A 13,367-nucleotide genomic window follows, 5' to 3' on the forward strand; every position below is an offset into this window, starting at 1 on the left:
ATATGCAAATAATAATTTAGGGTTAATCAGTCGGTGCCTAAACTTTTTCTTTTGATATTCAATTTGCTGTTCTTCACGCTCACCTTTTCAGTGAATGCACAAAACTATGCTTTGCAAATGCAGCGGATCTCTACAGATGAAGGGTTAACCCAAGGTAGTGTTACTAAAATCGTGCAAGATGATTTAGGCTTTATTTGGGTTGGCACTTATCAAGGCTTAAATAGATATGACGGCTATCAAGTAGCCGCTTTTGCTGGCGAATATATGCTTGATCAACGACAGATCACTTTTATGACTAAAACCAGTGATGGCAAGATTTTTGTGAGTACTGAGTTTTCAGGTGCTTACTTCATAAACCCAAAAACACTCAGTGTCGAAAAAGTCTATTCAGGAAAACTAACCCCTGAAGATGTTTATTTTTCCCCTATTCTTGCACTCGAAGAAGATGACAGTCATTTCTTTTTCGCAATCAATCAGCACCTTTATTCTTACCATAAGCAAACCAAAAAGTTTTTGCATGAGTTTTCAATCGATAAGCAAGATGACTTTATTCGTGCTTTAGCTCTGCATGATAATTTTTTATACATTGGAACAACCGCAGGACTTTTTTCAAAAAACTTAGTGGATGATCATGTTTCTCGTATTGAGCTTGCTGATGAAAATAAATTAAATAACGATAATAAAAACGCAAAATTTTTGCATCTGGATCCTCAATTAGGTCTGTTAGTTGGTACAGTCGAAGGAATGTACAACATTCCATTTAATGCAGATAAACTTCTCGCAGTAGATAAAACCAAACTATTGGTTCCTGAATTAAATATTTGGGATTTCGCATCTAGTAAATTTGGTGAGTATATTGTCACTGAAAAAGGCTTATTCGAATTTAATAGGGAAACTCTATCCGCCGAATTTATTTTGAGCTATGAGCAAAGTAAATTTTTAATGACCGACAATACAATTGTCGACGTGATGATTGATAAAACAGGATTGCTATGGCTTGCATCTCGTTCGCAGGGAGTTTTTACATGGTCCACCTTAGCAAGGCGTTTTAAGCATATCGAATCAACGTCTACTTCTGGTAATGTCAACAATAGTGTTTGGGCGGTATTGCAAGACAGCGAAAACATTATTTGGATCGGCACCGAAAATGGCATGCTGAAGTATAACCAATTAACAAACTCCATCAGCCCTTACCTAGTTAATGATGATATAAAAGCCTTTCATGGAGAACATGCTGTATATGGCATTGCACAGGCAGAAATAGAACCATCTGAACGCTTTCTGTGGCTTATGAAGTACAGAGGCTTAGCGCTCTTTGATAAGATCAGCGGTGATTTAGTGCCTTTAAAAGGCAGTAAAGAAGTGATTAATATATTAGAAAATGAGCCAAGTTGGGGCTTTCATACTTTAGGTTCAGATCAATTTGCATTTATTACTCAAGAAAACTTTTATCGCTACAATGGTAAAACAGGTGAATTACGAACTATTAAGGGACTAAAAGAACAAGTCGATATTATCAATGCGCACTCTTTTTTAAAGCCACTCTCGAGTCACCCTAACGACTATTTGTTAAGTATGTCTGGCCATTTGTATCGTTATAATGAGCAAACTGAAAAATTGACACTTGTTTATCAAGTCGAAAACTTCAATCCACTCACATTTTCTGTGATTGATGATTGGGTTATTGACCACAATGATACACTTTGGCTGGCTTCATCTAACGAAGGGTTAATTGCTGTTGACTCTCACTCCTACGCTATTAAACATCGCTTAGGCACTCAATCTGGTCTCAATGCAAAATCAGTGTATGGCTTACAAATCGACCGCTTTGGTTTTTTATGGGCTAGTTCGCAAAATGGCCTGTATAGAATTGATTTAAGTTCAAGAAGTATCAATTCGTATTTTATCCGTGATGGCCTTTCAGCTAATGAGTTTAATGTTGATGCCGATGCAACGCTAGACAATGGCCAAATTGGCTTTGGTTCGACAAGGGGCTTATTGTTAATCGCACCTGAAGACTTTTTAACTTCACCAACAGAATTAGATGCGATAAATACTGAAATTACTCATGTTTCTTTGCTCTCTCGCGAGCTGAACTATCATCCATACAAATATATCAATAACCCTCTTCAAATGACTGCTGAAGACATCGGTCTTGAGGTTAGCTTTTCTAACTTTGATACTATCAATAAGGATAAAACAACTTATAAAGTAACTTTAGAGGGACCAACGTCATTAAATTACGACAAATTAACCACTAACAAAGTATTTTTTACCAAGCTACCTCCCGGACAATATATCTTGTCTGTTGCTTCTAACTCCGAGAGCTCCAAAGTCAGTTCAGCAACAAGACAACTACAGTTTAATATTGCCTATGCACCTTGGTCTTCACCAGTTGCGATAACAGGTTATGTGCTGCTCATTTTTGCCATACTCTTTTTCTTTTTTTGGCAATACAGAGCACGTCAACAAGTACTGAATAAAGCGCATGCTGATGTTGTTAAATCGCAACAACAAACTGAATTAGCACTGAGCAGTAACAAAAGTGGGGTATGGGAAGCCAATTTAAGCCAGCAAACGCTTTTAAATAATCGCTTTGTGACAGAGCTGGGTTACCACAAGAGTAACGAGAGTTTAGCCCTCATTGAGTTCCTTGATTTTATTCATCCAGCAGACCGTAGTGCCTACTTAAACCATTGGAATGCCTTTGCAAAACAATCAAATCAAGAACAATGGAATATCACCTACCGTTTAAATCATCAAAATGGTAAGTGGTTATGGTATCAGGACATTGGCCGTGTCGTCGAAGTTGATGAAGCAAATAAGCCAATAAAAGTAACAGGTATCTATACCAACATTACCGAACAAAGAGCAAATGCACTACAAGCAAGTGTGCTCGGTGAAGCTTTCAGCCAGATAAATGACTGGCTTTTAATTTTAGACAGCCAGTTAAAACCATTTTCAGCAAATACAAGCTTCAGTGATACATTTGCTATTACAGGCAATATAACTGATCTAACAATTAAGGACTTTGTTCGCACAATAGGTAGGGCTCAGTTCTTAAGATACATCAATGTGTTAAAAACATTAAAACCAAAACAAAACTGGAAAACAGAAGCTTATATACACACTCAAAAAAATCCATCCCACCCTGTTCATATCAGTGTTACTGCAGTTGCGAAAGATAATCAAGCGATTAGTCATTATGTGATTGTTATTTCAGATCTTACAGAACAAAAGCGTGCTGAAGATGAGTTACGTTATTTAGCGAATTACGATCCATTAACGGGCTTACCAAATCGTTCATTAATGCATTCAAAAATCAATAATTGTATAAATCATTCTAAAAAGCACAACAAGTTAGCAGCCTTGTTATTTATTGATTTAGATAAATTTAAGCCAGTGAATGACTCTTTTGGCCATGCTGTTGGTGACCAATTGCTGTGCAATATTACGCAACGTGTAAGTTTACTTTTACCTAATAATGCAACGGTTGGTAGACAAAGTGGCGATGAGTTTTTAGTGTTAGTCAAAGATCTTCATTCGCCTCAAACGTTGAGCGAATTAGTTAAGCAACTTACACAAGAATTAGCAAATAAAGTCATTATTGACGATTTTTCTATCAATATTTCAGCCAGTATTGGGGTTGCACTCTATCCTTTTGATGCTAAAACAGCTGATGAGTTAATACGCAATTCTGATATTGCCATGATGCATGCCAAACAATCTGGGCGAAACAATTTCAAATACTTTACCGAGCAGATGAATAACCAGCTCACTAAAAAGTTATTACTCGAAAATGCGTTAAAAGATGCCTTTAAAGATGATGAGCTTTTTAATAATTATCAGCCAATTGTTAATGCTAAAACGAAGCAAATTAATGGTGTTGAATTATTAATGCGCTGGAAGACAGAACAAGGTTTTATTTCACCTGCTGAGTTTATCCCTATTGCAGAAGAAATTGGTTTAATCGATGTACTTACAGAACAGGCTTTAAATCGAGCTTTAACAGAATTGCAGCCAATTTTAAGATCAAACCCTCGTTTTTACCTTTCTTTAAATGTATCGCCAACGCACATATTAAAGGCGAACTTAACCGAAAGACTCTTGTTGATCCTGAATAATTTTCGCATTAAGCCTGCGCAATTGCGCTTAGAGATTACTGAAAACACATTACTAGAAGACAAAGATAAAGCCTCAAAGCAGCTACGAAAGTTAAAAAATGCGGGTTTTAAACTATTACTTGATGACTTTGGTACCGGATATTCTTCACTGACTTACCTCAGTCAGTTTCCAATTGACGTCATTAAAATAGACCAAAGTTTTGTGCGCAATATTGGGCATGATCGAAGTAACGAATCAATTATCAAAACAATCCATGCGTTATCCGCTAATTTAGGCCTTTATTGTATTGCCGAAGGCGTTGAAACTATTGAGCAAATTAAATTTTTACAACACATGGGCTGTGATGACTTTCAAGGTTACTACTTTGCAAAACCTATGCTTTCTGAAGACCTACTTGCAGAACAAAACTTGCAATCTATTGTTGCTCGTTTAAAAGAGCTTTAAGCCATTTGTTTAAACACGCATATAATTGGTCTTTATTAATTGGCTTTGAGATAAAATCATCCATGCCAGCAACAAGGCAACGCTGCTGATCCTCTTCAAATGCATTCGCAGTGATGGCAATGATTATAGCCTGACCATACAAGTGCGGGTTCTGTTTTATTTCTTTTGTACATTGATAGCCATCCATATTTGGCATTTGGCAGTCCATAAGGATAATATCAGCTTGATAACTCTGCAGTATCTCAAGTGCTTCAAGGCCGTCATTTGCTTGTTTGAGATTACACTGAGTGGAACGCAGCATCTTTTTCAATACAATTTGATTAACAGGGTTATCTTCAACTAGTAAGATATTCAAACCTGCTAATTGGGGAGTCGCAGTACTTTGGTTATCCACTGAGGCTGAATTACTAATAATTACAGGCATCGTGATGGTGAACTCACTACCAACGCCTTCTTGACTTGTTAGCTTAAGCTCCCCTGCCATTAACTCAATAATTCGCTTACTAATGGTTAGCCCAAGTCCCGTTCCGCCATATTTACGTGTGGTAGAAATGTCGGCTTGAGTAAACTCGGTAAACAGTTTTGCCTGCTGCTCACTTGAAATCCCGATGCCTGTATCACGAATGCTGATCTGCATTCGGTCATTAACCATAGTACAGCTCATGGTAATGTCGCCCGACTCTGTGAACTTGCCGGCATTACTCAAAATATTATTTATAACTTGGCTAAACCTTAAAGGGTCTAAACTGATACAACTTGGTACAGAGTCACTAATGTTAAGCTTAAACGTCACCCCTTTTTTTACGCTTGTACTACTAAACACCTTGGCAATTTGTTCAAGTAACTTAGTTATTTCAACTGCACGATACTCTAATTTTAAAGCACCCGCCTCTATTTTGGAGAAATCTAAAATATCATTTAAAATCAGCAGTAAGTTATTCGCACTTTGATGGATCATCACTAACTCTTCGTGTTCTTCTTCTGCTAAATCTTTATTATCTAGTAACAGCTGAGTCATCCCTAAAATACCATTTAGCGGAGTTCGAATTTCGTGACTCATATTAGCCAAAAACTGAGATTTAGTGCGGTTAGCATTATTTGCAGCCCGTACAGCTTCAACCAACTCATTGGTTTTATCATCAACCTGTTTTTCTAGTTGTGCATTAAAGTCTTTCAGTCTTACGTTTAGTAATTCATTTTCGTGGTTCGCTTGATGTAGACGATTGAAGCTCAGTGCGAGCTTATTCGCAAGGCTCGAAAATTGTGATTGCAAGCGGCTCACTTCTAACCAAGTTTGCGGTAAATACGTGTCAGTATCAGCATTTTCTGGCTCAAATTTATCAATTTGTTCAGCAAGTTTGCGTATCGGTGTTGTCAGCCAACGACTTAGTTGAGTGATGAAAACGCTTGTTAGTAAAATAATAAAAATGATCATAACCAATGACTGTCCCCATGCATTTACAGCGACATCATTCGCGTGTTTTCGGTTTAGCATGGTCATAACCATCCAATTATGGTCAGCTAAGCGCGCTTGCTTAGCATAATATTGCTGCTCATTGTGTGCATCAAATATGATAAAACGCTCTTCATTCGCAAATGAATCAATCTCTTCATTGCTTAGTTGTTGCATCTCTTTAAAATCATCGATGGTGCTAAACACAACTTTATTAGCCGCATCGAGTATTAGTAAATCACCTTGATGACTAAATAAACTTGGACGTAAACTAGCAAAGTAATCAAACATCAGCGAGCCTTCGACCACGCCAGTAAACATATCCTCAATATAAATAGGCGCTGAAACCGCAACAATGGGCAGAGAACCAAAACCACGCCCTTTAAAAATAGTCGAAATATAACCCTGCTTATTGGACGGTGCATGAATAAAGTAATCACGATCTGAAACATTTGCGCGAATGTTTGACTGCTGCAAACTTACAGCTAATGATTGGGGGTAAAAATGAGTAACATCTGCAAAAGCATCAGTGATGATTTGAGTTCTAAAATCTGGGTACAGATTAGCCATATTCTCAAGTGCAACCTGTTTGGGTAGCCCATGAGCAATACTTTTTGCGGTTAGAACCACTCCTTTTTTATGGTGCTCTAAATGCGAATCGATAACTCGCGCTATTTCATTCGCTTTTTCATTAAGTTGAGCGTTAACCTCATACTCTATGCGAGCATAGTGATTGTTAGTCAAAACAATTGAAGTGAGTATTACCACTAAAATGACTAACAAGCTAACCACGTAATTAAGTATTTTATCCAAAGAGGAATAATATTTGTGCCAAGAGTATCGACTAAAGAAAAAGCTCAATAAATCTATTACAGACAAGTAAATAACTGCATTTAAACAGTACTTAGCCAATGCTATCAACAGAGTGAGTGTGGGTAATGCTAAAAAATAGTGCCCAAATACCCAAAGAATGGGTGAACCTATAACAAACCAAAAAAGCATCCCTCTCAAAAAGACAGGACGCGCCTTAGACAGGCAATATAATTGTAAAAATATAAGCTCTAAGGCAAAAACAATGGATGGCCAAGCATGGCCCCAGCGATAAAATATGAAGCCAGTACTAATGATAAAGGTGATAATTGCATAGCGCCAACCGAGTAAAAGCAGGCTTAAAATGACAAAAAATTGCCCAAGCAGAAACTCAGAGCTATCCAAAAAAAATACTGGCAATAAATTAACTAGACCTGCAATGCAACCAAGCAACAGCGCAGCTAAAAAGTTAATATAAAATGGCTTATTTTGAAGCAAAAAAGGCATCCTAACACCCTAGCGATACCTTTAAATTAAAAGAAAATTAAACATTTTGCCACTTTAATTAACATAATGGCATTCATGACTTTCGATTTGTAAAACACTTTTGTTTACTTTAAAGCGTGAAAGCAATAGCTGTTCTACTTTAAGTCGACACGCCTCATCATGCTTTTCCACGGTACAATGCTGCTTTAACACCACATGTGCTCCCACAACAATATCTTTGTCTTGGCGCATTACCGTTACATTATGCACATTTTGAACGTGTTCTATTGATGCAATACTTTGCTCAATAGCTGCTACATCAGGAAGCTTACTACGGTTTTCCAGTAACCCTTTAATACAGCGAATAATCACTTTAACCCCAGTGAACAATACAAAGATCGCTATGAGCATACTCGAAATAATATCGATTTCTGCCCACCCGGTTAAGTAGATTAAAATTCCAGCAAAGAAAGTAGAAACTGTCGAAATTAAGTCAAAGAACGAATGGAGAAATACCGCATATACATTAATGCTTGCCTTACGCCCTTTATACAAAACCCATGCAGCTGCGCCATGAAACAAAAATCCAATAGCAGATATAACTGACATCAAATAGCTATTGATTTGTAGTTCATGCCCATCACTGTGATGGAAATAACGTTCTCCACCTTCGTAAAGAATAACTAAGCTAATGCTTAAGTACAAAACACCATTGATCAAGCCACCGGTCAGTTCAGCTCGTTGGTAACCATCGTTAAAGTTTTTTGCAAAGTAAATCGCCATGCTTGAAGCAATAAGTGCAATAAATAAAGAACTGTTATGAACAAACAAATGCCCAGCATCAGCAAGTACAGCAAGCGAATTAGAATAATAGGCACCAATAATCTGAATAACCATAAACGAGCACGTTATGGCTAAAGCAATTAACAAGCGGCGTCTAGAAGCTTGGTGTGTTGTAATATCTGTCATGAAGAAGTGGAAAACCTATTCGCTGGAGATGGAAATGATATAAAGTCGCAATTGTAATACGTGACGCGGCTAAACGCACTAAAAAGTTATGAAAGGCGGCCAAAAACCTAGCCTCGACCGCCTTTTGTAAGGTAATGCTATTGTTTCACTCTTATAAAGGGGCTAATCATTCCAGTAAAGAAAATCCCGCCTAATAGCCACCATAATGTATAGTCAGATTCTGTCTGTTTACCTTGTTCAACCTGTTCAAGTTTTTGGCCACTCACTTGCTGACTAGCAGAACTTACACTGTTGGCAAGTTCTGGTGCCGCTTGCCCAGGTACTAAAGGTGCAAGACCAAAGCCAGCATTTTGCTCTTTTACGAACTCGGTAAATGTTTCATTGTCTGTAACAACATCATGTTGATTAGCAATTTCAGTGTAGGTTTCAAGCATTTTCTTCAGTGTCTCGGCATCAGCTTGCCAATAACCTTTGCGAACAGCCTCTAACATTCGCTCAATGATTTGTGCTAATGCTTCAGCGTTATGTTGCTCAAAGAATTCGCGCATTTGCATATCGTATTTATCATCAACATACACTTCAAAGAATTCTTGCCATTGATCATCTCTTACCGCGTCGGGGGTCATAACTTCCCAGCCCCACATGTTGTTCATACGGTCTAAAATAGCAGTAGCCCCAGCATAACCTGAGTCTTGCATCGCTTTAATCCAGCGAGGGTGAAAATAACGACTGCGCATCTCGTTACTGATAAACTGATCTAAAGTTTGAATTTTCTCCTGCCCCTTACGGCGCAAATTAGAGACATACATTTGTGGTGTTTTACCATCAATATTACGAACCGCTAGGCCTATGCCACCAAAGTATTGGAACGGATCATCATTTGTCATGAGTGCATAAAGGTTACTTGAACGAGAAAACACCACCCCATCTGTGCCCGACAACACCTTTTCGTATAGCCCTGTTTCTGATAAATTTTCGCTCCAGCGAGCCTCATCTTTACCAAAACCAAAGCCCATTCGTTCTAAATACAAATTAGCCAGCTTACTGTCATTTTCCCAGCTATCAGAGTCAAGCGCTCCCCCCGCAAGCCCTGTACCGTATGCTCCACTTTCATTAGAAAAAATACGTACAGAAGATAAGTAATCTGCATCCTCTTCACTTTTACCTTCGTCTAATAGTGTTTGCTTGAGGGTCATTGAGTGACGATAAACAAAGTTATTGTCTTCTTTCATCTTTGCCACTTTATCTATTGCCTCGGCAATCCAAAGCATGACATTAGGAAATGCATCACGGTACAAGCCTGTCGCAGAAACCACTACATCAATACGTGGCCTGCCAAGCTCTGAGTATGGGATCACTTCAGTGCCAACAATGTTGCCCTGATTATTCCACTTCGGCTTTATCCCCATTGCATGGAGAATTTGTGCTTCTAATGCACCTTGATGACGCATTGTTTCAAGTGACCAAAGTGAAAAAGCAAGCTTCTGTGGGTAGCGGCCATGTTCTGCTTGATACTGCTGTACAGTTTGTTCAAGCATCTTTACCCCAGCCTGATAAGCTTCTTTCGAAGGTACTTTCGCTGGGTTAAAGCCAATTAAGTTTCGACCTGTTGGTACAGCCGCCGGATTACGAATAGGGTCATTACCGTGACTTACTGGTATATACTGACCATTCAAACCGTTTAGCAAACCGGTGATTTCTTCACTTTTGTGAAAGTTTTGCCAGTACTCTTTTGCTGTCGCAATATCACTTTGTAACGACTCAGGGATGGCTAAGTTACTATTTTCGCCCAGCACTCGCGCTAGTAACTGAAATCCTTCTAATGCCTCTAACTTTACAACCTTGCGCTCGTCCTCACGTTCAGACTCGCCAATAGCAATACCGATTTCTCGCTCAAATTCACCTGCTTGTTTAGTGAAATCATCACCAAGCATTTGCAAAATAGTACTGTAAAGATGGGCATTGATTGGTAGCTCACCAAAAATATGAACTCCCAGCGGCTGGCTCATCTGTGCCAGTGTGTTTAAGTGATCTTGTAAGACGGTAATCTTGTCAGCAAATTGAGCTGCTAAAGTAGCTTCATCAAGGTCGAGGTCTTTTAACATATTCAATTGCTTAGCAAGCTTAATTATTTCTTGCTGCGTATTTGATTTTGTTTGCCCTTCATCCAACATTAAATAGTTGGTGATCAGTTCGTTTAATTTTGCCACTTCAGTGTATAGCCCTGCTTTTGCAAAGCCTGGGGTTAAGTGGCTGATCATGGTGGCACGACCACGACGCTTTGCCTGCATCGCTTCACCGACATTATCAATAATGTACGGATAGAAAACAGGAATATTGCCTATCGCTAAGTTTGGCGCATCATAAACCGATAAGCCTCGCTCTTTACCACTAAGCCACTCTTGTGAACCATGAGTACCTAAATGCACCACCGCATCAGCATTAAAAACATCACGTGCGTATAGATAAATAGCTAAGTAACTATGATTGATGACCGATTTAGTACTGTGATACTGGGCAGCATGCTGCTTTGCCGTTTCACCACGCACACCTTGAGGAAGTACAATCATGTTACCCAGTTCCATGCGCGGAATGACAAACATCATTTCGCCATTGTGCATACGCAACATACCGCTTTCACTTGGTTGGCCATATTTATCAATAATTGGCTGAGTGACATCCTGAGGCAGGCTATCAAACCAAGTTTGATAGATACTTAGCGGTAAATAATCTGCGAGTCCGAGTTTTACCAAAGCCTCAGCATCTTCACCACGATAATAAGGACGGAGCAACTTACCCGCTTGCTCAACTAACGTGGCTGTATCCGTTTGTTTTACTTGGTAACCCTTATCGAGCATCGCTTTTGCGATGTTAGCAATCGAACTCGGTACATCTAAAAATGCAGCGCCAATATTCTTTTCACCCGGCGGGTAGTTCCAAATAAAGGTGGCGACTTTTTTATTTGTGTTTTTAATGTGCGCTAAATTGGCATGGTTAAATGCACGCTCAACCAACGCATTAAGTTGCGCTTGCATTGCCACCTTACTGCCCTTTTCATTAGCGGCAATAATAACTGGGTCGGTGCTACCCGTATCTTCTGGCATTACAAGAAAGAACGGAGTGAGTGCTGGTGATACACCCGCATGATCTTCTTTAAAAGCCTGTTCATCGCCTTCGGTATAGTTAAGTGCATGAATAACAGGCACACCAATTTGCATAAACTCTGCGCGGCGTTTCTCAACATAGTGCAATGAGCGATAGTTAATGATTAAATCTACCCGTGAGCCAGTTTCATCACTCAGTAACTCTGGGTAGGTTAATGCTTCGTCATTGCCTTCAAAGAAAAACGCCAATGCTTTCGCACCTTTGTTCTGAAGACCAGTAATTAATGCATCAACTATTTGTTGCTGTTCATAATCAATGACTGAACGATGAATCGCTATCGCTATAACTGGTTGAGTTGGCTTAGCCTCTAACCAATTAAAAAACTGCGTTTCATCAGCACTAACATGGCCGTCAAACTCAGGGTGATATAAACCAACGTTTGGAATGACTTTAACTGGCTCTGCTGGCACATCTGAGAGTTTAAAAATGGCATTTGCAATATAAAGCATCATATTACGATAATTATCGCGCCCAGCATTATTGTAATAACCGCCAAGGTGAGTATGTTGCTGCTCAGATAAACCGCTATTCATTGCTGAGTTTTCCATATCACCGAGTGAGATCACTGGCACATTGGGGTACTCAGTTAAATATGGCTGATACTTAGCAAACATATATTTTGAAAGCGCAGGGTTGATGCCATCCAACAAAATCAGCTCAGCATTTTGCCAAGCTTGTTTAATCTCTTCGTCTGTTTTGCCTTTAGTACTAAAATTAGTAAAGGTGAACGGTTGATCTTCAGCAAGGCTTGTTAGCAATGCCCCTTTCGATTTAGCCACATGACCCGACATCATTATAAGCACTTCAGGCTTTTGTGCTGCATGTGAAGTCAGTGCGCTGAATAAAAGCAGCGCATACGTTATTATTCTTATCATTGTGTATTCTCTTGTTTGCCCGTTGCTGAGCCATCACTTTCGGGGACATATACAAAGCTACCGTCAGCCATTTTATAAGCCACACCAGCGCGCATGCCCTCGCCAGAACCGATTTCACCGTTAGATTTATATTGTTTAATCTCCTTGCCCTCTTTAACAATTACTTCCATATTTGGCTCACCGGCATTTTTAACAACAGTCACGTTTTCTGCCGTAAAAGGGCTGAGTGGGTTTTGTGCAATTGCAATAAGAAGTGCAGCAATAATCACCAGAAATACATCAACCAGATTAACGGCACTGACAATTGGGTTTAACTCTTCATCTTCGTCTAAAAAGCGCATGTTATTGCCCTCTTAATTTACGAATATTGATAAGTTCTTGAGCGCACCAACGTTTTTTAACCGAAGCTGGCCAAAACGTTAGGGTCGAAATAACCAAGCCCCAAATAACCGCTGCAAAGGCAATGATTAAATTTTCGCTGATCCCCTGAATGTTGCCATCGGCAAGGGCTTTTAATGCAGGTCCCATTGGGATCATCGTCGCAATTAGTCCAAGCATAGGTGCAATACGGGTAACAACTCTAAGTACTTCTAGTTGTTTTAACGCAAACACTTCAAGCTCATCCTCAGATGCAGTTGGATTCGCTACATAGTAATTATGGACATAAAAGCCTCTGTAATTCGTGGCCGTTTTAGTATCGATATCTCGCTGATAAGCAAGCTGATTTTTTCTTCTGATTAGATATTCAGATACAAACCTCCCTGCTGCGAAAAACGCATAAACAAAGAGTACTGCAATCACTAAAATCACAGGTGCCATTAGAAGAGCTGACACATCAGCCATAAGTTGTTCGATTATTTGGATATTCACATTATTGCCCCAGTAAATTTGACGGGCTCAAATGTACGTGAAAACACACACCATTACAATAATGCAAATAGGAACAATTTGCATTTATATTGATCTTTATAAAAATAGGCGTATTATTCTGGCAAAAATAAAACAGTTCTCTGTACACAAATAATATAAAGCTCCTAAGG

Annotated in this window: 6 protein-coding genes; 1 reads left to right on the forward strand and 5 read right to left on the reverse strand. The window is 39.1% G+C overall.

Annotation, left to right across the window (positions count from 1 at the left end; all coding sequences use genetic code 11):
* Positions 1 to 117 precede the first annotated feature (117 nt).
* Positions 118 to 4,569 carry an EAL domain-containing protein gene (locus AOG27_RS19105; RefSeq protein ID WP_054554598.1) on the forward strand — a complete coding sequence of 1,484 codons (4,452 nt, stop codon included), beginning with the start codon at positions 118 to 120 and terminating at the stop codon, positions 4,567 to 4,569.
* Here the strand turns inward: AOG27_RS19105 and AOG27_RS19110 are convergent.
* The 5 genes from AOG27_RS19110 to AOG27_RS19130 form a co-directional block, all read right to left on the reverse strand.
* Positions 4,541 to 6,814: a response regulator gene (locus AOG27_RS19110; RefSeq protein WP_235523722.1), complete on the reverse strand. Its 2,274-nt coding sequence runs from the start codon at positions 6,812 to 6,814 to the stop codon at positions 4,541 to 4,543. The genes AOG27_RS19105 and AOG27_RS19110 overlap by 29 nt on opposite strands.
* A 579-nt stretch (positions 6,815 to 7,393) precedes the next feature.
* Positions 7,394 to 8,287: a cation diffusion facilitator family transporter gene (locus AOG27_RS19115; protein WP_054554589.1), complete on the reverse strand. Its 894-nt coding sequence runs from the start codon at positions 8,285 to 8,287 to the stop codon at positions 7,394 to 7,396.
* A 137-nt stretch (positions 8,288 to 8,424) separates the two neighbouring features.
* Positions 8,425 to 12,327 (reverse strand): cobaltochelatase subunit CobN, encoded by a 3,903-nt coding sequence (gene cobN / locus AOG27_RS19120; protein ID WP_054554590.1) that lies wholly within the window; start codon positions 12,325 to 12,327, stop codon positions 8,425 to 8,427.
* Positions 12,324 to 12,668, reverse strand: coding sequence for a DUF2149 domain-containing protein (locus AOG27_RS19125; RefSeq protein WP_054554591.1), 345 nt, complete (start codon positions 12,666 to 12,668; stop codon positions 12,324 to 12,326). The genes cobN and AOG27_RS19125 overlap by 4 nt, the downstream gene beginning before the upstream one ends.
* 1 nt (position 12,669) lies before the next feature.
* Positions 12,670 to 13,197, reverse strand: a complete 528-nt coding sequence (locus AOG27_RS19130) for a MotA/TolQ/ExbB proton channel family protein (protein WP_054554592.1) — start codon at positions 13,195 to 13,197, stop codon at positions 12,670 to 12,672.
* Between the last annotated feature and the right edge of the window lie 170 nt (positions 13,198 to 13,367).

The organism is Pseudoalteromonas lipolytica (assembly GCF_001306915.1).
In the GTDB taxonomy this organism is placed as follows: domain Bacteria; phylum Pseudomonadota; class Gammaproteobacteria; order Enterobacterales; family Alteromonadaceae; genus Pseudoalteromonas; species Pseudoalteromonas simplex.

Bases quoted from the DNA above. Each gene is read 5' to 3' on its own strand.
- AOG27_RS19115 (WP_054554589.1), bottom strand. From the start codon at position 8,287: ATGACAGATATTACAACACACCAAGCTTCTAGACGCCGCTTGTTAATT.
- AOG27_RS19125 (WP_054554591.1), bottom strand. From the start codon at position 12,668: ATGCGCTTTTTAGACGAAGATGAAGAGTTAAACCCAATTGTCAGTGCC.
- AOG27_RS19105 (WP_054554598.1), top strand. From the start codon at position 118: ATGCAGCGGATCTCTACAGATGAAGGGTTAACCCAAGGTAGTGTTACT.
- cobN (WP_054554590.1), bottom strand. From the start codon at position 12,327: ATGATAAGAATAATAACGTATGCGCTGCTTTTATTCAGCGCACTGACT.